The organism is Azorhizobium oxalatiphilum (genome assembly GCF_014635325.1).
In the GTDB taxonomy this organism is placed as follows: domain Bacteria; phylum Pseudomonadota; class Alphaproteobacteria; order Rhizobiales; family Xanthobacteraceae; genus Azorhizobium; species Azorhizobium oxalatiphilum.
On record NZ_BMCT01000002.1, the window covers coordinates 715406 to 735826 of the forward strand.

Genomic DNA, 20421 nt, shown 5'->3' on the forward strand with positions numbered 1-20421 from the left:
GTATCAAGGTTCCCAGTTCCATGCTCACTTCCGCCCAGCTCAAGGGCATCCTGCCCGCCACCCCGACGCCGGTGAACGCCGACGACACCATCAATGTCGCGGCCTCCAAGGCGCTGTTCTCCTGGCTGCTGCAGCAGGGTGTTGATGGCCTCGTCCCGCTCGGCGGCACGGGTGAATACGGGGCGCTCGCCCGCGCCGAGCGCATCAAGTTCGCCGGCCTCGCTGCCGAGGCCATGCAGGGCAAGGGGCCGGTGATCGCCGGCGTGCTCGACACCGGCTTTCATGACGCGCTTCAGGCGGGCCGCGAGTTCGCACAGGCCGGCGCGGATGGCCTTCTGGTGGTGACGCCCTATTACACCAACCCCACCCAGGCCGGCATCCGCGACTATTTCCTGCGCTATGCCGATGCCTCGCCGCTGCCGATCCTCATCTATGAGATCCCCTATCGCACCCGCCACGCCGTCCAGCCCGAGATCCTGCACGAGCTTTCGAAGCACGAGCGCATCATCGGCATGAAGGCGTGCAATCTCGACATGTACCACTTCCTCCAGGTGGTGGCGGGCGTGGCGCCGGACTTCACCGTGCTGAGCGGCGAGGACAGCCTGTTCCCGCTGCATCTGGCGGCGGGCGCCAAGGGCGGCATCATCGTCACCGCCAACCTGCTGCCCCGCGCCTGGCGCAAGGTCTTCGATCTGGCGACCGCCGGCCGCACGCAGGAGGCCCTCGCCCTGCACCGTCGCTTCATCCCGCTGATGAACATGGCCTTTGCAGAGACCAATCCCGGCCCCATGAAGGCGGTGATGGACCTCGTTGGCGTCGATGCTCCGCGCATGCTGGCCCCGCTGGTTTCCGCCAACCCCGAACTCGCCAAGCGCCTGCGGGCCGAGGTGACGCGCCTGCTGCCGGAGTTCGAGGGCACGGCCCCCGCCGCCCTCGCTTCCTGACACAATGGCTGGCCGCCGCTCCCTGCGGCGGCCAGCCTCTTTTTCAGGCGAAGAAGCGCCACGCGGACGATTGACGGACGGCCCACCGAGCCGACAGAAAGAGCCGATGCGCATGCCGAAGAAACCCGCCACCGCCCCGGCGCCCGATGCCGTCCCCGATGCCGCTGGTGATGCCGGCGCGGACAAGCGCCGCTCCTCGCTGTTCGTCGGCTCGACGGAGAAGGCATTCCAGGTCCTGCACGCCTTCGACGGCCCGCACCGCTTCATGACGCTGGCCGACATCGCCCGTGCTTCCGGGCTGGATCGCAGCGCCGCCCAGCGCCTCGTCCACACGCTGGAAACGCTCGGCTACATCAAGCGCGTGCCGGACACGCGCAATTACGCGCTGACGTCCAAGGTGCTGCAATTCTCCTACAGCTACCTGCGCGCCAACGAACTGGTGGACAAGGCCCTGCCCTACCTGCTCGACGTCAGCCGCCGGCTCGGGGAGACAGCCAATCTTCAGGAGCTGGACGGGCCGGACATCGTCTTCATCGCCCGCATTCCCGGCCAGCATATGGCCCATATCGACATCGTGGTGGGCAGCCGCCTGCCCACATTCTTCACCGCCTCCGGCACTGCCATGCTCTCGCGCATGTCCGAAGCCGAGCAGCGGGAGATCCTCGCCCACACCAACCTGACGCCGCTGACGCCCTTCACCGAAACCGATCCGGAAGCGCTCATGGCGCGGGTGAGGCAGGCGTCCGAGCGCGGCTATGCCATCACGGTCAATCAGGCTGTGATGGGCGACATCTCGGTGGGCGCGGCCATCACCGACGAGCAGGGCAAGCCCGTGGCGGCGATCACCATCTCGGTGCCCACCAGCCGCTGGACTCCGGAACGCGCCGAGGCGGAACTGGCCCACAACGTACAGGTGGCCGCCACCTCCATCTCGAAGCAGCGCGCCGTCCGCCTGTCCTCCTGAGCGGTGCTCAGCAGGCTGCGTGCGGCCACGCCAGACGCGCAACCGGCGCGACGCACAATGCGGCCCGGGCCAATTCCGGAGCGCCGGGCACCTCATATTCAACGTCATCCGGCGTACGGGCGCCATAGAGATCATACAACAGGCCGGCCAGAGAGCGGCCGGTGGCCTCGATTTCGGCAGAGAGATTGGTAGGCGTCCAGTGGCGCTGAAAATTGCCCTCCGAAGGATCGGTATCGAAGCCTTCGGCCGCGAGGAGCGCACGCACGCGCGCCGGCACCTCAACCGTGCTGGGGTCTCCCTTCTGCTTCAGATAGAAACCCGATGCCACCTCGCACAGGATGGAGGAGCCCTCCTCCACCATCAGGCACTGCGCATAGGCATGCCCTTTCGCGGGCACCCCGGCGATGACAAAGCGATTTTTCCCCGGCGGACGCGCAGCCACGATCCGAATGCGACGATCAATCTCGCACCCCACACGCTGCACGAAAGCTGCGCGATCCGCCCTCTTGTCGACGGCAGCCATAGCCGCTGAGAACGAGATGACCTCAAGCACGCAGCAGGCAACTATCGCGCGCCAAGCCGCGCGTCCCACGCCCGAGCCGATCACCCTTGCCCCCATGATGGCCTCCCCTTCCCTGCACCCAGCCTAATGGCTCCGGCACGAAAAGGAGAGACTTTGCCATCACGCCTTGTAGCGGTCGAAGGCGGTGAGCTTCTGCACGTAGGGCTCCACCTCGCGCAGGTAGATCTCTTCCTTCAGGAAGCGGATCTCCTCGTCGAGCCCGTCTTCCATGACCTCCCGCCACCACGATTTCGGACGTCCGTCCGAGCCGTCGTTCCAGCGATAGCCCCGCGCTTTCAGCGCATCCTTCATCTCGAACGGGCTCTGCTCGGCCCAGACTCGATAGCGCGGCTTGCGGGCCGTATCCAGCAAGCGGGCGAAGCCGGTGCCCTCGGCCTCCTTGAGCGGCGCGGCGAGCACTTCCAGCAGCGCGTGGCAATCGTCCACGGCCCGGTGGCCGTTGTGGAACATGCCGCACTGGCCGATGAGATAGCCGAGCTTCACGCCCTCGAAGCCGAAATCGCCCCACGGCACTTCCTGCACGGAGCAGGCCCACGCCTTGCCGTCGAAGCCCTCGGCCAGATGCTCGCAGAAGGGACGATCGAAACGCGCATTATGGGCAATGACGAGGGACGCCGGCTCCATGAAGCGGGCCACCGCCTCAAGGTCCAGCACATGGCCCTTCACCATCTCCGGCGTGATGCCGGTGAGCCGGGTGATGGTCTCGCTGATGGGCACGGAGGGCTCGCGCAGGGCGCTGAAGGTTGAGATTACATCGCCGATCTCGCCGCCCTCGCGATAGGTGAAGGCGACCATGCCCAGCTCGATCACCTCGTCCTTCTGGTGGTCGAGGCCGGTGGTTTCGGTGTCCACGATCACCGCCAGCTTCTCGCCCGGCTCCAGCGCGCGCGGCAACACGGTGCGGGGCTGGAGCTTGCGCAGCACGCGGTAGCGGCCGGTCTCCTCCAGCTCGCAGGCATAAGCCTCGTGCACGGCGTCATAGGCAACGGCGGGACCCGGCTTGGGCTTGACCTCGTCCGTCTTGGCCACCCCGGCCTTGGCGCGCACCTTGCGGCGTGGCTTGGCGAGAGCCGCAACCTCTTCGGGCGACAGATCGTCAAGGGCGAGCAAGGCGAAGAAATCGGCCTGTTGCGCCATGATTCGGCTCCTCCACCCGCTGCCGCGACTCACTCAATGGTTAGCAAATCATAACCTGAGGGCGGCAAGAGGGCGCGACGGCGCACCGAAACGCTTGTGGGGAACGGGCTTCAAGCCGTGGCGAGCCAGATCATGTGGCGGGCACCGCGCTTCTTCGTGGAGGCCCGCACGGGGACCTCCTCCACCTGAAAGCCCACCTTGCGCATGCGCTGGCTGAAGCGAGGATCAGGCGCGGACGACCACACCGAAAGCACGCCGCCCGGGGTGAGCGCCGCCTTGGCCGCGCCGAGGCCACCCGTGGCATAGAGCCGGTCGTTGGCCTCCACCGTAAGGCCGTCCGGGCCGTTGTCCACGTCCAGCAGGATGGCGTCGAAGCCGCCCCGGCTCTTGCCGATCAAGGCCCCCACATCGCCCACATGGATCGAAACGCGCGGATCATCGAGGCAGCCGCCGAACACCTCGGCCATGGGGCCGCGCGCCCAGTCCACCACCGCCGGCACCAGTTCGGCCACCGTGATGCGCGCATCCGCCGGGCAGAGCGCCAGCGCCGCCCGCAAGGTGAAACCCATGCCCAGCCCGCCGATGAGAATGTGCGGCGCCTTGGACCCGGAGAGCTTCTCCAGCGTCAGCCGCGCCAGCGCTTCCTCCGAACCGGACAGGCGGCTGTTCATCAGCTCGATGGGGCCGAGCATGATGGAGAATTCGGTGCCACGCTGCTTCAGGCGCAGGTCGCCGCCGCCGGGCAGCGGCGCGGTATCGAGAAGTACCCAGGGGATCACGGAGTCACGGCTTCATCTGTTTCGAAAACGGGCGCCACCATACACGCCGCGGCGTGCCCGCAAAGCCGTCAGCCGCGCGGATCGAACACGCGCTGCTTCAGATCCTCGATGACACGGCCGAGATGGCGCTCCATGGCCGTGCAGGCTTCGTCGCCCTTGCCGGCGGCGAGCGCATCGATGATCTCCAGATGCTCGGCGCAGATCTCGCGGATGCGGCCGGGCCGGCGCTCCAGGCCGAACAGGCGTGAGCGCTGGCGCACCTGCCGGATCAGATCCGCCATCAGCGGATTGCCGCTGCCCTCGGCGATGGCCTCGTGCAGCAGTTCGTCCACTGCGTCGAGATCATCGCGGCCGGGCAACTCGCCGCCGGCCGCCTCGGCGGCCTTCACGAGCTGGACGATGCGCGCGCGCAGCGGCGCCAGAACGTTCGCCGGCACGTGGCCCGCCGCCAGCCGCGCCGCCTCGCGTTCAAGCGTGACGCGCACCCGCAAGGCGTGGCTGTAGTCTTCCAGGGTCACGGTCTTCACTTGCAGGGCGCCCTCGCCCCGGCGGATCAGCAGGCCCTCGCCTTCCAGCCGGAAGAGAGCGTCGCGGAGCGGCGTGCGCGAGACGTCCAGCGCCTTGGCGAGCTTGCGCTCCTGCACCACGGAGCCGGCTTCCAGCTGACCGGACAGGATCATGTCGAGCAACTGGCGATAGGCTACCTCGGTCAGGCGGGGAGCGATCTTCACCTCGTCCGCTGTGCTCGTCATATCCGCCATCCTCCTGACCGCCCCCAAACGAACTATGCCCAAAAATTAAGCTCTGCCCGTCATTGACCAAAGTGGAATACCACCGGCATACTATGTCGCGCAACCCTTGCGAAGCGAAGCAGCGCAAGGCGTGGCGGACCCGGCGGGGAGAATTGGCACGCGCCGCTTTCCCCTCTCCACGCACAGGACGATCCATCGATGCGCCACCTCTTCTCGCTGACCCGTTCCACCGTTTCCCGGACGCTGGCCGTTGCCGCCATCGCCGCCCTCCCCTTCGGCGCGGTCGCGCAGGAACTGAAGACAGGCGTGGACGGCACCTTCGCTCCCCACGCCATGCCGAACCTCTCCGGTGGCGTGCAGGGCTTCAACATCGACCTCGCCAACGAACTCGCCAAGCGTCTGGGCTCCAAGATCACCATCGACGCTACGCAATTCTCGGGCCTTGTTCCCGGCATGCAGGCGGGCACCTACGATTTCATCGCCGCCCCGGTGACGGCCAACAAGGACCGTGCCGAGCAGATGCTCTTCACCGAGGGCTACCTCAACACGGACTTCCAGTTCGTGGTGAAGAAGGACACGGCGGACATCACCGATCTCGCCCAGCTCAAGGGCAAGGTGATCGCGGTCAACAAGGGTTCGGCCTATGACAGCTGGGCGCGCGAACTGGCCGACAAGATGGGCTGGACAGTCGAGAGCTACGGCACCAATTCCGACGCCATCCAGGCGGTGGTGACGGGCCGCGCCTATGCCAACGTGGCCGGCAACACGGTCTCGGCCTGGGCGGTGAAGAACAATCCCGCCATCAAGCTGTCCTACCTGCACTCCACCGGCCTCGTGTGGGCGATCCCTGTCCGCAAGGACAATGCGGCCCTGCGCAACAAGCTCGATGCCGCCATCGAGTGCATGAAGAAGGACGGCACCATGGCCGCCCTGCATGAGAAGTGGTTCGGCACCAAGCCCGCCGCCGGCGCCGCCGCCGTCACCATCTTCCCCGGCTACGGCGTTCCCGAGCTGCCCGGCTACGACAAGACCGAGCATCCGCTTTCCTGCTCCTGATCACAGGCTGACGCGCGTGGGGGCGACGAGCCCCCGCGCTTTTCCTTCCGACTGACGAATGGCAGCGCCCGTGTCCCTTCCCGATCCCTCCCCTTCCGCGCCGGTCGAGCCGATGCTGGACATCCGCGCCCTGCGCAAGACCTTCGGCGCGGTTGAGGTGCTCAAGGGCATCGACCTCAAGGTGGCCCGGCAGGAGCTGGTGTTCATCATCGGCCCGTCCGGCTCCGGCAAGAGCACGCTGCTGCGCTGCATGAACCGTCTGGAGGAGCCGTCCGACGGCTCCATCTTCGTGGACGGCGTGGACCTGCTGAGCCCGAAGACCGACATCAACCTGATGCGCCGCAAGCTCGGCATGGTGTTCCAGTCCTTCAACCTCTATCCGCACAAGAACGCGCTCGGCAACGTGACGCTCGCCTTGCGCAAGGTGCTGCGCAAGAGCGCCGCCGAGGCCGAGGCCATCGCCATGGCGGCGCTGGATCGCGTCGGCCTGAAGGAGAAGGCCGGCAACTTCCCGAGCCAGCTCTCCGGCGGCCAGCAGCAGCGCGTGGCCATCGCCCGCGCCATCGCGCTGGAGCCCACCGTCCTGCTGTTCGACGAACCCACATCCGCGCTCGATCCGGAGCTGGCCGGCAGCGTGCTCGCTGCCATGGGCGACCTGAAGAAGGCCGGCATGACCATGGTGGTGGTCAGCCACGAGATGCGCTTTGCCCGCGATTTCGCGGATCGCGTGGTGTTCATGGAGAACGGAGAGGTGGTGCAGGACGGCCCGCCTGCGGTGCTGTTCGGGCCGGATGCGCATCCGCGCGTCAAGGCCTTCCTCTCCGAACTCAGCCACTGAGCCCATCATGACCGGCGGCTCACTGTTTCTCGAAACCTTCTTCAACCCCACCATCATCGCCCGCTACCTGCCCGACATATTGAAGGGCATGCTGGTGACGGTGGAGGTGGCGGCCTGCGTCATCGTCACCGGCATTGCGCTGGGCCTCGCGCTCGCGGTGGTGCGCAGCTTCCGGCTGCGGGCCGTCAATTTCCTGATCATCGTGCTGGTGGACGTGCTGCGCGCCCTGCCCCCGCTGGTGATCGTGCTGATCGTCTATTTCGGCCTGCCCAATGTGGGCATCACCCTGCCGAGCTTCGCGGTGCTGTGGCTGGTGCTATCGCTGGTGCTCGCCGCCTTCGCCGAAGAGGTGTTCTGGGCCGGCATCGTCTCGGTGCGCAAGGGCCAGTGGGAGGCCGGGCGCTGCACCGGCATGACCGAATTCCAGACCCTGTGCTGGATCGTGCTGCCGCAGGCCATCCGCCTCACCGTGCCGCCACTCACCAACCGCACCATCGCCATCACCAAGAACACCGCGCTCGGTACCGTCATCGGCGTGCCCGAAATCCTCAATCAGGCCACCACGGCGCAGAGCTTCTCCGGCAGCGCCACGCCGCTGATGATGGGCGCTCTGGCCTATCTCGTGCTGTTCATTCCGGTGGTCATCGTCGGGCGCTGGATCGAGACCCGCTTTGCCTGGAGGCGTGGCTGATGGACGCCATCCTGCAACAATTCTTCAACCTCGACATCATGGCGCAGGCAGCGCCCCTGGTGTTCAGGGGCCTCGGCATGACGCTGCTGGTGTGCTGCGCGGTGATCCCGCTCGGCCTCGTCGGCGGCCTCCTCGTGGCGCTGGGAAGCCGGTCGCATTCACGCCTGCTGCGCGGCCTGCTGGCCGGGCTCATCGACCTGCTGCGCGCACTGCCGCCGCTGGTGCTGCTGATCGCCATCTCCGCCGGATTGCCCTTCGCCGGCATCCGCCTGTCGCCCTTCGCCTGTGTCACGCTCGCTTTGTTCCTCAACACCTCGGCCTATTATGGCGAGGTTTATCGCGCGGGACTGGAAAGCGTGCCGCACGGCCAGTGGGAGGCGGCGCGCTGCACCGGCATGACCGCATGGCAGACGCTCGTCCACGTGGTCATCCCGCAGGCGGTGCGCAACGTATTGCCGGACCTCGTCTCCAACACGGTGGAAGTGGTGAAGCTCACCTCGCTGGCCAGCGTCGTGGCGCTGCCGGAGATGCTCTATTCCGCCGACATGGCGCGCTCCGTGACCTTCAATTCGTCGCCCATCGTACTGGCGGCGCTCATCTATCTCGCTTTGCTGTGGCCCGTGGTGCGCCTCATGAGCCGCCTCGAGCACCGGCTGGGCACCTGACATCACCCCATCAAAATGAAAGCGCGGATCCGCCTTCAGGGGGCCGCGCGCGAGGAGTTAAGCCATATGCGTGAAATCAAGGTCGCGGCCGCCCAGCTCGGCCCCATCCAGAAGGCCGAAAGCCGCGAGGAAGTGGTCAGCCGCATGCTGGCCCTCATGGAAGAGGCCAAGACCGCCGGGTGCAACCTGATCGTGTATCCTGAGCTGGCACTCACCACCTTCTTCCCGCGCTGGTACCACGAGAACCGCGCCGAGGCGGACGAGTGGTTCGAGGCCGAGATGCCGAACGCCGCCACCCAGCCGCTGTTCGACAAGGCGAAGGAATACGGCATGGGCCTCAGCTTCGGCTATGCCGAGCTGACGGAGGACGGCCACCACTTCAACACCTCCATCCTTGTCGACCCGCAGGGCAAGATCGTGGGCAAGTATCGCAAGATCCACCTGCCCGGCCATGTGGAGTACGAGCCCGAGCGCACTCACCAGCATCTGGAGAAGCGCTATTTCGAGCCCGGCGACCTCGGCTTCCCGGTGTGGCGCACCATGGGCGGCATCTTCGGCATGGCCATCTGCAACGATCGCCGCTGGCCCGAGACCTATCGCGAGATGGGCCTGCAGGGCGTGGAGATGATCGTGCTCGGCTTCAACACCCCCTCGGTGAACAACCTGCGCGGCGCCGAAGCCCTCAACCAGCGCCTGTTCCACCACAAGCTGTCCGTGCAGGCCGGCGCCTACCAGAACTCCACCTGGGTGATCGCGGTCGCCAAGGCCGGCTCGGAAGACGGCAACCATCTGATGGCCGGCACGGTGATCGTGAATCCGGACGGGGAAATCGTCGCCGAGACCAAGACCGAGGGCGACGAGATCATCGTGCATGCGTGCGACCTCGACGATACCGTCTTCGGCAAGGAAACGGTGTTCGATTTCAAGCGCCATCGGCGTATTGAGCATTATGGGCGCATTACCGCCCAGACCGGCGTGATTCTGCCGCCGGAGGACTGATCCCCTTTCCCCTTAGGCGATGAGGACACGCGCATGACCACTGCCGACATGAGCTTCGATTTCGCGAATGTTGATCCCGAGATCCGCTACAAGCTGCTCACCGGCCTCGTGGTGCCGCGTCCCATCGCCTGGGTGGTGACGAAATCCGTGAAGGGCGTGGTGAATGCCGCGCCCTTCTCGCTGTTCAATGTCATCTCGGAAGACCCGCCGCTGGTGATGTTCAGCGTGGACACCAAGCCCGGCGACCGGGTGAAGGACACGCTGGTCAACGTCCACGCAACCCGTGCCTTCGTGGTGAACCTCGTAGATGAGGCGACAGCGCAGGTGATGAACAACTGCGCCATCAACTTCCCGCCCGAGGAAGGCGAGCCGGAGGCGTTCGGCATCCCGCTCGTTCCCGGCACCCACGGGCCGGTGCCGCGCCTTGCCATCTCGCCGGTGGCCATGGAGTGCAAGCAGGTCACGACGCTCAACTTCGGCCCGCGCCGCGACCTCGTGATCGGCGAGGTGCTGGCCCTGCACACCCGCGCCGGCGTGCTGGACCCCACCAATCTGCGCACCAATTACGACACCTACCAGCCGGTGGGCCGCCTCGGCGGCACCATGTATGCGCATCTGGAAGACCGCTTCTCCATGGACCGCGAGACCTACGAGCAGTTCAGCGCCCGCACCGCGCAGGAAGCCGCCGCCAAGGAAACGGTCTGAGCGCAGACCTCAGGCGGCGACGCGCACCGCGCCGATGGCCATAGTGACCGCCGCCTGAACCGGGTCGATCACCGGCACGCCCAGCGCCGCCTCCAGCCCCTGACGGTGCCGGGCCATGCCGGCACAGCCCATGACGATGACGTCGCAGCGGTCGAGCTTCACCAGCTCGCCGCCCACCTCGATCATGCGCGCCAGCGTGTTGTCGCCCGCAGCGCTCTCGGCAACGCTCATGTTGAGCGGCCGCTCGCCGGAGAAGCGCTCCATCAGGCCCATCTGGCGCACGTAACGCTGGTGGCGGGCCATGGTGCCCTCGCCGATGGCGATCACGCCGAAGCGGTCGCCCCGCGCCAATGCCATCAGCAGCGCGCTCTCGCAGATGCCGAACACCGGCGCCTTCGTGCCCTCCCGGCAGACGTGCAGGCCCGGATCGCTGTAGCAGGCGATCACGAAGGCACCCGCACGCGTCTCCCGCTCCACCAGCCGGCGCAGCGGAATGGCGACCTGCTCCACATGCTCCTGCGTCTCGACGCCATAGGGACCGTCCTCCAGCGTAACGCAGCGGATCGCCGGCCCGTCGGCGAAGCGCAGAGGCGCCAGCGCGGCATCGAAGCCGGCCGTCACCACCGCGTTGGAGTTGGGATTGACCACGACGATCTCGCCTCGCGCCATTCTCATCTTCCCCGTTCTGTCCCACTGGGCGGCAGCATTCATTCCCCAGCGTCATGGAACAGTTAAGTCCGGCAGATGACCTCTTGTCCACGTCCCAACGAAAAGGGAGCGGCCCGCTTCCGCGAAACCGCCCCCTCCCGGACATCCAGTGACGTGAAGCCTGACCGGCCGATCAGTACATCGGCACGAAGGGGCCGCCCCACGGGCCGTAGTCGAACGCCATCTGCTGGGCGTTCATCTGGTTCATCATGGCCGTCATCTGCTGCTGATTGGCCAGCCGCTGCTGGAACATCATCTGCTGGTAGGAGCCGTAATTGTCCTGATTGCCGTAATAGATGCAGCCGCAGACGGTCGGATCGGCATAAAGATAGACCGGCTGGCCGTTCTGCATCTGCACGGTGAACTTGTGCGCCGGCAGCGACTTCAGCGAGGCCACCTTGGCCGGCGTGTCCGCCACGCGCACCCGGAAACCGGCGGCGGCGAGCATGTTTTCCTTGTTCTGCGTATCGGTGACGCAACCGGCAATGCCAAGCCCGATCAGCGCCAGCGCAGCGATGGATTTCAGTTTCATATCAGCCTCCCTCAGGCCCAAGCCGTCTTCCCGGAGGCAACGTAACAGCGGCGCGTCCTGAGTCGAGTCGGCGAAGGCTATCCTGTACCTTCTCCAAATCACCCGAGGCTGTGCTTGCGCCGATGAAGAACGACACGGCATCTTCCCACGCGCGCCATAGCGCGCGAGAAGAGATGTCATGCTGCATCACGACCTCCAATCCCTGCGCCTGTTCGTGGCCGTGTGCGAAACCCGCAGCCTCTCCAAGGCGGCCGAGCGCATGAACCTCGCTTTGTCCGCCGCCAGCCGCCGCCTGCGCTTGCTGGAGGAAGAAGCGGGCATGCCGCTGGTCCGGCGCCTGCCGCACGGGGTGGAGCCCACCATGGCTGGCCAGACCGCGCTCGCCTATGCGCAGTCCGTGCTCATGCTGGCGGATCGCTATGTGGCTGGTCTGGCCGACCATCTCACCGGGGCGCGCGGGCAGGTGCGGGTGTCCGCCTCCAGCTCGGCCCTGGTACAGCGCCTCGCGCCGGACCTTGCCGCCTTCGCTTTGCGCCATCCCGATATCCGCATCGACCTCGACGAGCGCCCCACTGCCGACACCATCACCGCACTCACCCGCAAGCAGGCGGACCTCGGCGTGATCGTGCTGGGCCATCCCGTGGACGGGCTCATCTGCTACCCCTATTCCACCGACCGCCTCGCCGTGGTGACGCTGAAGGACCACCCCCTTGCGGCGCGCGAGAGCGTCACCCTCGGCGATCTGATCTCCGAGGACTTCGTGGCGCTGGAGGCCGGCACCGCCGTCAACCGGCTGGTGATGGAGCGGGCGCGCGAGTTCGGCCGTTATCTCAAGGTGCGGGTGCAGGTGCGCAGCTTCGAGGTGATGTGCCAGATGGTCAGCCATGGGCTGGGTATCGGCATCCTGCCCGAAGCGGCGCTGCGCCCCCTCACCACTGCGCTCGATCTCGCCATCGTCCGCCTCGACGAGCCATGGGCGGTGCGGGAGATCGCCATCTGCGTGCGTGAGAGTGAGGAATTGCCCAACGCCACTCGACGCTTGCTGGAGGAGTTGCGCGACAGAAAGTGACGCTGCGGAACATTTCGCGTTTTGCGAAATCAGCCTACCCCCTTTTCTCATTCCACGAACCAGAAGCAGCCCTGATACTCTGCTTGTGACGGGGAATTGGGCATGGACGCTTTCGAGGCACGCCGCGACGGACGGGAGGGACCGGAGGCCATCGCCGCCGCCCACGCCCGCTGCGCGGCACTGGGGCAGGCGACCAACGCCTTCGTAGAGCTGCGTACGCCGGACGCCGGTGGCGTCATCCCCTACGCCATCAAGGACATGCTGGATGTGGCCGGCCGCCCGCCCACCCTCGGGCTCGACCACGCACCAGCCGCGCCGCCCACCGTGACTGCGCCCCTGATCGCCCGGCTCGAAGCCGCCGGCGGCCGCGCCGTCGCCTTCACCCAGATGACGCCCCTGGCTTTCGATCCCTCGGGCGCCAACCGGTGGCGCGGGCGGCCGATCAATCCATGGAACGCCGAGCGCATCTGCGGCGGCTCGTCCTCCGGCTCGGCAGTGGCGGTGGCGGCAGGCTGCGTGCCGCTCGCCATCGGCTCGGATACGGCCGGCTCGCTGCGCATTCCCGCTCATTGCTGCGGGGTCAGCTCGTGGAAGGCCACGCGGGGCCTACTGCCGCTGGAAGGCGTAATGCCCCTCGCCCCCTCGCTGGACACGCTGGGCTTCCTCGGCCGTGACGTGCACCTTCTGGAGCGCGTCTCCACGCTGTTCACGACCCACGGCCGGGCCGCTCCACGCAGCCTGCGGGTGGGTTGGGATCTGGTGGAAGCCTGCGATGACGACATCCGCGAGGTCTTCGCCGCCGCCGTTTCCACCATCGGCCGCATGGGTCATACGTTCCGGCCCGCCGCTCTCGGCCCGCTCGTGGCCGCCACCGACCAGCCGGTGCTGGAGCTCCTGCTGGGAGAGAGCGCCCGCTCACTGGCGTCCATTCCCGCCGCCACGGACGATCCCCTGTTCGCCACCCGTCTTGCCAAGGGGCGGGCGCTGGGGGAGAGCCACCTTGCCGCCTGCCGTGCCGCGCTGAAGGCCGCGGAACCGCTGGCCGAAGCGCTGTTTCAGGACGGCGAAGCGGTGCTGCTGCCGGCCATGCCCTGCACCACACCGACCGTGGCCGACTGCGATCCGCAGACACCCGGTTTCTCGGGCCGCACGCTCTATCGCCTGTCCGCCTTCTGCCGTTTCGCCAGCGGGCTCGGACTGCCGGTCGTGACCTTCCCCATCGGCCGGGATCGCAACGGCATGCCCGTGGGCGCGCAGATGGTGGGGGCGCAGGGTTCAGACCGCGCGCTGCTGGCGCTCGTTCATCATATCCAGTCGCTCAGCAACGGGCATCGGACCCGGCCCGAGACCGAGGCCGCAGACACGACATCCAAGGAGCGTATCGCGTGAGCGCAACCGCCACGGCCTTCGCGGCCCCTGTCCCGCCTTCTACGGCGCTGTCGAAGCTGCGCATCCTCGATCTGACGCGGGTGCGCGCGGGGCCGACCTGCTGCCGCATCTTCGCGGATTTCGGCGCCGACGTGATCAAGATCGAGGCTCCGGACGGGGTGGACCCCAACGAGACCATGTCGGGTGCCCGCGACGGCTACGACATGCTCAACCTCCACCGTAACAAGCGTTCGCTCACCTTGAATCTCAAGCGCAAGGAAGGGCTTGAGCTGTTCCTCAAGCTGGTGGAGACCGCCGATGTGGTGGTCGAGAACTACCGGCCCGACGTGAAGAGCCGTCTCGGCATCGACTATGAGGCGCTGAAAGCCCGCAACCCGCGCATCATTCTCGCCTCCATCTCCGGCTTCGGGCAGGACGGCCCCTATGTCGGCCGCGCCGGCTTCGACCAGATCGCGCAAGGCATGGGCGGGCTCATGTGGCTCACCGGGCTGCCCGGACAGGGACCGGTGCGGGCGGGTGTCGCGACCGCGGATTCCACAGCTGGCCTTTATGCCGCCACCGGCATCCTCGTGGCGCTACGCGAACGCGACACCTCCGGCGAAGGCCAGTGGGTGCAGACCTCGCTGCTGCAGGCGCAGATCGCGCTCTGCGATTTTCAGGCGGCACGCTATCTCGTGGACGGGGTGGTGCCCGAGCAGGCGGGTAACGACCATCCCTATTCCACCCCCATGGGCGTGGTGGAAACGGCGGACGGCTTCATCAATCTGGCGGTGGGCGGCGACGGCCAGTGGCGCGACCTCTGCCGCGCCATCCAGCGCAGCGATCTCGTCGACCATCCCGACTACGCCACACAACCCGAGCGCCTCGCCCATCGCGCCGAGGTGTGGGCGCTGCTCACCCCCATCTTCGCCTCCGATACCTCGGCCAACTGGTTGCAGCGCCTGGAGGAAGTGGGCGTGCCCGCCGGTCCCATCTACCGCATGGACGAGGTTTTCGAGGACGAGCAGGTTCGGCATCTCGGCATCGCCCGCACCGTCCCCCATCCCCGGCTGGGCGAGGTGACGCTGGTGGGCCAGCCCATCGGCCTCTCGCGCACGCCGGCCGCTGTCGTCTCTCCGCTCTCCGACAAAGGAGCGGACGGCGCAGACATTCTGGCCGAGATCGGCCTTGATGCCGCGCGTATCGCGGATCTCAAGGCGGGAGGCGTGCTGTGAGCGGCGATCTTCTCTATTCCAGCCAGAATGGCCTCGCCCGCATCATCATCTCCCAGCCGGAGAAGATGAACGCCATGGCCTTCCACATGTGGAGCGCCCTGCCCGGCCTCATCGCGCGCGCCTCGGCCGATCCTGCCATCCGCGCCATCGTGCTGGAAGGCGCAGGTGAGAAGTCCTTCTGTTCCGGTGCGGACATCTCGCAGTTCGGCGAGAAGCGCTCCGATCCGGACGCGGTGGCCGCCTATGACACGGCGGTGGCCGACGGCATGCGGGCGCTGGCGGGAGCATCCAAGCCCACGGTAGCGGTGATCCGCGGCATCTGCTTCGGCGGCGGTTTCGGGCTGGCGCTCGCCTGCGACATCCGCCTCGCGCGCTCCGATGCCCGCTTCCGCGTGCCGGCGGCCCGGCTCGGCCTCGGCTATGGCTATGAGGGCGTCACACTCATCGCCCGCAAGCTGGGACCGGATGCGACGGCGGATATCCTCTTCTCCGCCCGCATACTGGACGCGGCCGAGGCTCTGCGCCTCGGAGTCGTCGGGCAGGTGTGGGGTATGGAGACCTTCGCCGCCGACAGCGCTGCCTATCTCGACCTTATGGGCGCCAACGCCCCGCTCACCCTCATGGCTGCCAAGCGCGCGCTCATCGAGCTGGCGCGGCCGGAAGCGGAACGCACGCCGGAGCAGGTGGCGGATCTCGTCACCGCCTGCTTCGCAAGCGCCGACTACCGTGAGGGGCAAGCCGCCTTCAAGGAGAAGCGACAGCCGCAATTCACCGGTGCCTGACGGCGCCCGATCACGTTCATGACGCGTCCGCACAAAACAAACCTTCCAGGGGACCAGACCATGCATCGTCGAACGTTTCTTGCGGGCCTTTCGGGGCTGACCATAGCCGCCGTCGGCGCCACCTCCGCCGCCCGCGCCCAGGGGGCTCCGGTCACGCTCACGGTGGGCTACGCCAAGGTGGCGCATATCGCTCCCATCATCCTCATTTCCGATGCCCTGAAGGCGCAGGGCGTGGACCTGAAGCTGGTGGAATTCGCCCGCTATGCGGATGCCCGCACGGCGCTGCAGGCGGGCTCCCTGGATCTGGCCACCATCGGCCCGGCGGACATTCCGATCTCGCTCGCCAACGGCTCCGACAGCCTCGTGGGCCTCATGGGTGTGGGCTCCTCGCCCAAGTACGTCATCGGCGGCAAGGGCGTGAAGCTCGACAGCTGGGACGACATCAAGGGCAAGAAGATCGCCATCGCGCCGGGCTCGGCGGTGTGGTTCCAGTTCGCCGCGACGCTGATCGAGAAGGGCATTCCCTACAACTCCTTCCAGGCCATCAACATCCAGGGCGGTGGCGCCAATTTCGATCAGGCGCTGGAGAAGGGCGAAGTGGATGCCATCGTCACCTGGGAGCCGTTCGAAAGCGTGCCGGTGATGAAGGGTTACGGCTTCTTCGCCAAGAACCTCGATTACAGCACCTCGAAGGCGGCCGGCGCGGAGCTGGGCATGCTGGCGGCCAACCGCAAGCAGATCGCCGGTAAGGAAGCCGCCGTGCAGAAATTCGTCTCCGCTTATGTGAAGGAGATGACCACGCTCGGCGCCTCTCCCGCCGCCTTCGGCAAGGCCATCCAGCAGCTCACCGGCCTCGATGCCGACATCTCGCTGCGCATCGCCGAGATCATCAAGCTCGGTCCGGTGGTGACGCCGGACCAGTTGAAGCGGCAGGCCAAGGCGTTCAACGAACTGGGCGTGATCCCCAAGGATGTCACCGGCCAGATCGACGGCGCATGGGACGCCTCCTATCTCGACAAGGCCATGAAGTCCTGAGCGGCTTGTCCTTGTCGCACGCCCCGAGCGGGGCGCAGGGACCGGCCTAACCGGTCACGGTCCGGCCAGTCACAGGCAACCGGCCCGCCCCTGCCACCCGTCGGCGCGCGGACGCCCTTTCAATCCCCCGGGCGTCCGCGCGTTATTCTGTACTGACCAGTTTCTATCCGACGTGTCCCGGAGCGGCTCATGACTACCCTGACCTCGGCCGCGCGCCCCCGCCGCCTCACCGGACGCCTCGTCGTCCCGAAAGCCGGCGCCATCGTGCTTGCCCTCATCCTGCCCATCGCCCTCGTGGCGCTGTGGCAGGCATCAGGCACCAATGGCGCGCTGTTCGGCGGCGCGCTGCCGACGCCGGACCGGGCGTGGAACGCCTGGGTCACATGGGCCTTCGGGCCGAAGGGCATGGGCCTCAATCCCTATTCGGGCACATGGGCGGAAAGCGTGGTGTTCTCCGCCATCCGCGTCGCCAAGGGGTTCGCGCTGGCCATTGTCATCGGCGTGCCATTGGGCATCGCGATCGGCTGGTGGAAGCTGTTCGCCATGGTGGTGGACCCCACCATCCAGTGGCTGCGGCCGGTGCCCATCACCGCCTGGCTGCCCATCTCCATCGCCATCTTCGGCATTTCGGATTTCGGCTCGGTGTTCCTGATCACCATCGGCGCCTTCTATCCCATCGTCATCAACACCACCCACGGCACGCGGGACGTGGAGAAGAACTGGATCCGCGCCGCGCTGATGATGGGCTCCTCGCCCTTCACCGTGCTGCGCCGGGTGGTGCTGCCGGCGGCCCTGCCGTCCATCTTCACCGGCCTGCGGATCGGGCTCGGCATCGCCTGGACGGCGGTGATCGTGTCCGAGATGGTCGCGGTGAAATCCGGCCTCGGCTACGTGCTGTGGGATGCCTATTACGTCGGCCGCATGGACATCGTGATCGCCGACATGGTCTCCATCGGCCTGCTCGGCTACCTGAGCGACTTCTTGATCGTGCGCGTGGAGCACTGGGTGCTCCGCTGGCGCCGCCTGCAATCCTTCAACGCGTGAGGACGCCATGGGCACCGTTTCGATGACCGGCGTCTCAAAAGTGTTCGGTGGTCCGCAAGGCGTGCGGGCGCTGGACAATGTGGACGTCCACCTGGCCGAAGGCGAGTTCATGGCCCTGCTCGGCCCCTCCGGCTGCGGCAAGTCCACCCTGCTCAACATGGTGGCAGGCTTCGAGGGACTGACCGAGGGTGCCATCTCCTTCGACGGCAAATCAGTTGTGAAACCCGGCCCCGACCGGGGCGTGGTGTTTCAGGAGGCCGCCCTCCTGCCCTGGCTGAACGTCTGGCAGAACGTGATCTTCGGCCCGCAGGTGCAGGGCGTGCCGCGTTCGGACTACGAGCCGCGTGCGAAGGAGATATTGCGCGTGGTTGGGCTGGAGGCATTCCACGATGCTTTGCCGGCGCAATTATCCGGTGGCATGCGCCAGCGCGTGGGCATCGCCCGCGCCCTCGTGATGCAGCCGCGCGCGCTCTTGATGGATGAGCCGTTCGGGGCGCTGGACGCGCAGACGCGCCTGTCCATGCAGCAATTGCTGCTGGACGTGTGGCAGACTTTCAAAACCACCGTCCTGTTCGTCACCCACGACATCGACGAGGCCATCCTGCTGGCGGACCGGGTCTGCATCATGACCGCCCGTCCCGGCCGCATCACGCGCGACATTCCCATCACCCTGCCGCGCCCGCGCTCGATTGATCACCTGCTTACACCGGACTTCGTGCAGTTCAAGGCCGAGATCATGGCCGAGATGCGCGGCGCGCACTGAAGCCATTCCAGCGGAAGTGGGAACCGGTTCCGCGTCCGGAATTGCGATCGAAGCCGAGAAACTTCCTGAGGCACAGCGTATGGCCAACCCGCGTATCCCGTACCGCTTCTCCACCTCCCGCCCGCCGCTGCCCAAGCTCGACGGCAAGAGCATCCTCGTGCATCTGGTGGTGAACGTGGAGCACTGGCAGTTCGACCGTGCCATGCCGCGCACCATCATCACGCCTCCGCACGGACAGGGCACCATTCCGGACGTGCCCAACTTCTCATGGGCGGACTACGGCATGCGCGCCGGCCTGCCGCGCATCCTGAAGCTGTTCACCGAGCGCGGCCTGCCCGCCTCCACCAGCTTCAATGCGGGCGCCATCGACGCCTATCCGCAGGCCGCCGAGGCCATGCTGGCGGCGGGCTGGGAATTCATCGGCCACGGCCTCCACCAGAAGGCAATCCAGAACACCGATGGCGACGCGGAAGCGCAGATGATCTCTGCCGCCTTCGACAAGATCGCCGCCTTCACGGGTGTGAAGCCGCGTGGCTGGCTCTCCCCCGGCCTGCGCGAGAGCGAGCGCACGCCGGACCTGCTGAAGGCGCAGGGGCTCGATTATGTCTGCGACTGGGTGGTGGACGACGTGCCCGACTGGATGACCACCGCCCATGGCCCGCTCATGGCCATGCCCTATAATCTCGAGATCAACGACAGCATCGTCTACGCCATCGAGCGCCATGCCACCGGCGAGATGGAAAAGCGCCTCAGGCACACGCTGGCGCTTTTCGAAGAGGAGGCTCAGACCTGCCCGCGCGTGCTGGCGCTGGGCCTCCATCCGCATCTCATCAGCGTGCCGCACCGCTTCCACGAACTGGTGGGCATGGTGGATGCGCTGGCCGCCTCCCCCAATGTGGCCTTCGTGACCGGCAGCCAGATCTGCGACTGGTACACCGCCGCCGTCCCGCCCGAGGTTTAGCACCATGGATCTGCAACTGAACGGCCGCCGCGTCCTGATCACCGGCGGCTCAAAAGGCATCGGCGCCGCCTGCGCCCGCGTCTTTCTGAAAGAAGGCTGCGCAGTCCTTCTGGCCGCCCGCGACGCCGGCCAGCTTGCCGCCACAGCGCAGGAACTGGCACCGCTTGGCCCCGTCACCACTTGGGCTGGCGACCTCTCCCGGCCCGAGGAGCGCGAACGTCTCCACGAGGAGGCCGGCGGCTATGACATATTGATCAACAATGCCGGCGCCATTCCGCGCGGCGGCCTGCTCGACCTCACCATGGTGCAATGGGAGGCGGCGTGGGCGCTTAAGGTGATGGGCTATATCCACCTCACCCAGCTTGCCCTCGGCGCCATGCAGGCGCGCGGTTCCGGCGTCATCGTCAACATCATCGGCTCGGCGGGGCGCCATCCGCGCTACGGCTATGTGTGCGGGGCCACCGGCAACGCCGCGCTCATGGCCTTCACAGAGGCGGTGGGCGGCAAGGCGCCGGATTTCGGCGTGCGGGTGTTCGGCATCAATCCGGCCGGCACGCGGACCGAGCGCATGGTCACGCTGGCGGCGCAGGACGGAAAGACCATGGAGGACGTCAGCGCAGGCGCCCCCTTCGGCCGGTTGGCCGAACCACTGGAAATCGCCCGGACCGCCGTCTTCATGGCGTCACCTGCCTGCGGATATGTCAGCGGCACGGTCCTCGACGTCGATGCTGGAAGCGGTAATAAATAACCAAATCCATAGCTGGAAAAATACTTCCATCCGGCGGGAACCCTATGCCGCTTCGCGCGTTGA

23 protein-coding genes are annotated in these 20421 nt (G+C 66.9%); 17 read left to right on the forward strand and 6 right to left on the reverse strand.

The genetic code is table 11. The annotated features are described in order from the left end of the window. Positions 1–20: 20 nt before the first annotated feature. Positions 21–944, forward strand: coding sequence for a 4-hydroxy-tetrahydrodipicolinate synthase (dapA, locus tag IEW24_RS11715; protein ID WP_188578630.1), 924 nt, complete (start codon positions 21–23; stop codon positions 942–944). Between the two features lie 112 nt (positions 945–1056). Further along, complete coding sequence (locus IEW24_RS11720; protein ID WP_188578632.1) at positions 1057–1908, forward strand: IclR family transcriptional regulator; 852 nt, start codon at positions 1057–1059, stop codon at positions 1906–1908. 7 nt (positions 1909–1915) lie between these two features. On the opposite strand, the gene IEW24_RS11725 is transcribed toward IEW24_RS11720, so the two are convergent. The 4 genes from IEW24_RS11725 to IEW24_RS11740 form a co-directional block, all read right to left on the reverse strand. Further along, positions 1916–2527, reverse strand: coding sequence for a hypothetical protein (locus IEW24_RS11725; RefSeq protein ID WP_188578635.1), 612 nt, complete (start codon positions 2525–2527; stop codon positions 1916–1918). A 63-nt stretch (positions 2528–2590) separates the two neighbouring features. Then, positions 2591–3628, reverse strand: coding sequence for a 3'-5' exonuclease (locus tag IEW24_RS11730; protein WP_188578637.1), 1038 nt, complete (start codon positions 3626–3628; stop codon positions 2591–2593). Between the two features lie 110 nt (positions 3629–3738). Next, positions 3739–4407, reverse strand: a complete 669-nt coding sequence (locus IEW24_RS11735) for a spermidine synthase (RefSeq protein WP_188578639.1) — start codon at positions 4405–4407, stop codon at positions 3739–3741. A 68-nt stretch (positions 4408–4475) separates the two neighbouring features. Then, positions 4476–5159, reverse strand: coding sequence for a GntR family transcriptional regulator (locus IEW24_RS11740; protein ID WP_188578640.1), 684 nt, complete (start codon positions 5157–5159; stop codon positions 4476–4478). A gap of 198 nt (positions 5160–5357) precedes the next feature. Here IEW24_RS11740 and IEW24_RS11745 point away from each other — a divergent pair, with 198 nt between their 5' ends. From IEW24_RS11745 to IEW24_RS11770, 6 genes are all read left to right on the forward strand, one after another. Further along, positions 5358–6215, forward strand: coding sequence for a transporter substrate-binding domain-containing protein (locus IEW24_RS11745; RefSeq protein ID WP_188578641.1), 858 nt, complete (start codon positions 5358–5360; stop codon positions 6213–6215). Positions 6216–6273: 58 nt separating this feature from the next. Further along, a complete protein-coding gene (locus IEW24_RS11750; RefSeq protein ID WP_280514973.1) occupies positions 6274–7053 on the forward strand; it encodes an amino acid ABC transporter ATP-binding protein in 780 nt (259 codons plus the stop codon). A gap of 7 nt (positions 7054–7060) precedes the next feature. Continuing rightward, positions 7061–7744 carry an amino acid ABC transporter permease gene (locus tag IEW24_RS11755; RefSeq protein ID WP_188578642.1) on the forward strand — a complete coding sequence of 228 codons (684 nt, stop codon included), beginning with the start codon at positions 7061–7063 and terminating at the stop codon, positions 7742–7744. Beyond that, positions 7744–8409 carry an amino acid ABC transporter permease gene (locus IEW24_RS11760; RefSeq protein WP_188578644.1) on the forward strand — a complete coding sequence of 222 codons (666 nt, stop codon included), beginning with the start codon at positions 7744–7746 and terminating at the stop codon, positions 8407–8409. The genes IEW24_RS11755 and IEW24_RS11760 overlap by 1 nt, the downstream gene beginning before the upstream one ends. Before the next feature lie 66 nt (positions 8410–8475). Continuing rightward, positions 8476–9408 (forward strand): N-carbamoyl-D-amino-acid hydrolase, encoded by a 933-nt coding sequence (locus IEW24_RS11765; RefSeq protein WP_188578646.1) that lies wholly within the window; start codon positions 8476–8478, stop codon positions 9406–9408. 33 nt (positions 9409–9441) lie between these two features. After that, entirely contained in the window at positions 9442–10113 is a 672-nt protein-coding gene (locus IEW24_RS11770; protein ID WP_188578647.1) for a flavin reductase family protein, read from the forward strand. A gap of 9 nt (positions 10114–10122) precedes the next feature. On the opposite strand, the gene IEW24_RS11775 is transcribed toward IEW24_RS11770, so the two are convergent. Together IEW24_RS11775 and IEW24_RS11780 are read right to left on the reverse strand one after the other, a co-directional pair. Beyond that, entirely contained in the window at positions 10123–10782 is a 660-nt protein-coding gene (locus IEW24_RS11775; RefSeq protein ID WP_188578649.1) for an aspartate/glutamate racemase family protein, read from the reverse strand. Between the two features lie 172 nt (positions 10783–10954). Next, positions 10955–11353: a hypothetical protein gene (locus IEW24_RS11780; RefSeq protein WP_188578651.1), complete on the reverse strand. Its 399-nt coding sequence runs from the start codon at positions 11351–11353 to the stop codon at positions 10955–10957. Between the two features lie 178 nt (positions 11354–11531). On the opposite strand from IEW24_RS11780, the gene IEW24_RS11785 reads away from it, so the two are divergent. The 9 genes from IEW24_RS11785 (at position 11532) to IEW24_RS11825 (ending at position 20358) form a co-directional block, all read left to right on the forward strand. Next, complete coding sequence (locus IEW24_RS11785) at positions 11532–12422, forward strand: LysR family transcriptional regulator (RefSeq protein WP_188578654.1); 891 nt, start codon at positions 11532–11534, stop codon at positions 12420–12422. 102 nt (positions 12423–12524) lie between these two features. Continuing rightward, positions 12525–13811, forward strand: a complete 1287-nt coding sequence (locus IEW24_RS11790; RefSeq protein ID WP_188578656.1) for an amidase — start codon at positions 12525–12527, stop codon at positions 13809–13811. Next, positions 13808–15025: a CaiB/BaiF CoA transferase family protein gene (locus IEW24_RS11795; protein ID WP_188578658.1), complete on the forward strand. Its 1218-nt coding sequence runs from the start codon at positions 13808–13810 to the stop codon at positions 15023–15025. Before IEW24_RS11790 ends, IEW24_RS11795 begins: the two co-directional genes overlap by 4 nt. Further along, a complete protein-coding gene (locus IEW24_RS11800; protein ID WP_188578660.1) occupies positions 15022–15807 on the forward strand; it encodes an enoyl-CoA hydratase in 786 nt (261 codons plus the stop codon). Before IEW24_RS11795 ends, IEW24_RS11800 begins: the two co-directional genes overlap by 4 nt. 60 nt (positions 15808–15867) lie before the next feature. Beyond that, positions 15868–16842, forward strand: a complete 975-nt coding sequence (locus IEW24_RS11805; RefSeq protein ID WP_188578662.1) for an ABC transporter substrate-binding protein — start codon at positions 15868–15870, stop codon at positions 16840–16842. A gap of 189 nt (positions 16843–17031) precedes the next feature. Beyond that, positions 17032–17886, forward strand: coding sequence for an ABC transporter permease (locus IEW24_RS11810; protein WP_188578664.1), 855 nt, complete (start codon positions 17032–17034; stop codon positions 17884–17886). 7 nt (positions 17887–17893) lie between these two features. Continuing rightward, on the forward strand, positions 17894–18649 hold the full coding sequence (locus IEW24_RS11815) for an ABC transporter ATP-binding protein (protein ID WP_188578666.1): 756 nt from the start codon (positions 17894–17896) through the stop codon (positions 18647–18649). A gap of 79 nt (positions 18650–18728) precedes the next feature. Further along, on the forward strand, positions 18729–19610 hold the full coding sequence (locus IEW24_RS11820; RefSeq protein ID WP_188578668.1) for a polysaccharide deacetylase family protein: 882 nt from the start codon (positions 18729–18731) through the stop codon (positions 19608–19610). Positions 19611–19614: 4 nt separating this feature from the next. Beyond that, a complete protein-coding gene (locus IEW24_RS11825; protein ID WP_188578670.1) occupies positions 19615–20358 on the forward strand; it encodes a short-chain dehydrogenase/reductase in 744 nt (247 codons plus the stop codon). Positions 20359–20421 lie beyond the last annotated feature (63 nt).

Bases quoted from the DNA above. Each gene is read 5' to 3' on its own strand.
- dapA (WP_188578630.1), top strand. From the start codon at position 21: ATGCTCACTTCCGCCCAGCTCAAGGGCATCCTGCCCGCCACCCCGACG.
- IEW24_RS11720 (WP_188578632.1), top strand. From the start codon at position 1,057: ATGCCGAAGAAACCCGCCACCGCCCCGGCGCCCGATGCCGTCCCCGAT.
- IEW24_RS11725 (WP_188578635.1), bottom strand. From the start codon at position 2,527: ATGGGGGCAAGGGTGATCGGCTCGGGCGTGGGACGCGCGGCTTGGCGC.
- IEW24_RS11730 (WP_188578637.1), bottom strand. From the start codon at position 3,628: ATGGCGCAACAGGCCGATTTCTTCGCCTTGCTCGCCCTTGACGATCTG.
- IEW24_RS11740 (WP_188578640.1), bottom strand. From the start codon at position 5,159: ATGACGAGCACAGCGGACGAGGTGAAGATCGCTCCCCGCCTGACCGAG.
- IEW24_RS11745 (WP_188578641.1), top strand. From the start codon at position 5,358: ATGCGCCACCTCTTCTCGCTGACCCGTTCCACCGTTTCCCGGACGCTG.
- IEW24_RS11750 (WP_280514973.1), top strand. From the start codon at position 6,274: ATGGCAGCGCCCGTGTCCCTTCCCGATCCCTCCCCTTCCGCGCCGGTC.
- IEW24_RS11755 (WP_188578642.1), top strand. From the start codon at position 7,061: ATGACCGGCGGCTCACTGTTTCTCGAAACCTTCTTCAACCCCACCATC.
- IEW24_RS11760 (WP_188578644.1), top strand. From the start codon at position 7,744: ATGGACGCCATCCTGCAACAATTCTTCAACCTCGACATCATGGCGCAG.
- IEW24_RS11765 (WP_188578646.1), top strand. From the start codon at position 8,476: ATGCGTGAAATCAAGGTCGCGGCCGCCCAGCTCGGCCCCATCCAGAAG.
- IEW24_RS11770 (WP_188578647.1), top strand. From the start codon at position 9,442: ATGACCACTGCCGACATGAGCTTCGATTTCGCGAATGTTGATCCCGAG.
- IEW24_RS11775 (WP_188578649.1), bottom strand. From the start codon at position 10,782: ATGGCGCGAGGCGAGATCGTCGTGGTCAATCCCAACTCCAACGCGGTG.
- IEW24_RS11780 (WP_188578651.1), bottom strand. From the start codon at position 11,353: ATGAAACTGAAATCCATCGCTGCGCTGGCGCTGATCGGGCTTGGCATT.
- IEW24_RS11785 (WP_188578654.1), top strand. From the start codon at position 11,532: ATGCTGCATCACGACCTCCAATCCCTGCGCCTGTTCGTGGCCGTGTGC.
- IEW24_RS11790 (WP_188578656.1), top strand. From the start codon at position 12,525: ATGGACGCTTTCGAGGCACGCCGCGACGGACGGGAGGGACCGGAGGCC.
- IEW24_RS11805 (WP_188578662.1), top strand. From the start codon at position 15,868: ATGCATCGTCGAACGTTTCTTGCGGGCCTTTCGGGGCTGACCATAGCC.
- IEW24_RS11810 (WP_188578664.1), top strand. From the start codon at position 17,032: ATGACTACCCTGACCTCGGCCGCGCGCCCCCGCCGCCTCACCGGACGC.
- IEW24_RS11815 (WP_188578666.1), top strand. From the start codon at position 17,894: ATGGGCACCGTTTCGATGACCGGCGTCTCAAAAGTGTTCGGTGGTCCG.
- IEW24_RS11820 (WP_188578668.1), top strand. From the start codon at position 18,729: ATGGCCAACCCGCGTATCCCGTACCGCTTCTCCACCTCCCGCCCGCCG.
- IEW24_RS11825 (WP_188578670.1), top strand. From the start codon at position 19,615: ATGGATCTGCAACTGAACGGCCGCCGCGTCCTGATCACCGGCGGCTCA.